1 protein-coding gene is annotated in these 528 nt (G+C 41.9%); it reads right to left on the bottom strand.

Going from position 1 to position 528, the window contains the following annotated elements; translation table 11 throughout:
* Window positions 1–40: 40 nt before the first annotated feature.
* A partial coding sequence (locus tag ACSC97_RS18280; protein ID WP_436662358.1) for an IS3 family transposase occupies window positions 41–528 on the bottom strand: 488 nt, incomplete at its 5' end.

Here is a 528-nt window from a genome sequence, read left to right as displayed (position 1 = left end):
TGGTAATCCTCCCATAAATAACCGAAGTTAAAAGTAGAGGTTAAGCAGCCATTAGAGGTGGCTTTCCTTTGTTAGCTTGATGTGGTCTTTCATGGTTGTAATGCCACAACCAGTTTGTTGCATAATCTTGTACTTCATCCAAAGTATCAAATAAATGCTTGCTCAGCCAACTATAACGTATGGTCCGATTATAGCGTTCAATATACGCATTCTGCTGTGGCTTACCCGGTTGAATATATTCAATACGAATACCGTGCTCAGTAGCCCAGCGCACAAATTCGTGACTGATAAATTCGGGACCATTATCGCATCGGATCACTAACGGTTTTTCTCTCCACTCCAGCAATTGATTCAACGTACGAATAACCCTGATTGTGGGCAATGAGAACCCTGCTTCAATGGCTAGGCCTTCGCGGCGGTAATCATCAATCACATTCAATAATCGAAACTTGCGACCATCGGAAAGCTGATCATGCATAAAATCTAATGACCAAACCTGATTTTCTCGGATTGGTTCTTTCAATGGTT

The organism is Acinetobacter sp. P1(2025) (assembly GCF_051390655.1).
In the GTDB taxonomy this organism is placed as follows: Bacteria; Pseudomonadota; Gammaproteobacteria; order Pseudomonadales; family Moraxellaceae; genus Acinetobacter; species Acinetobacter junii.
This window is presented reverse-complemented; position numbering and strand designations above follow the sequence as displayed.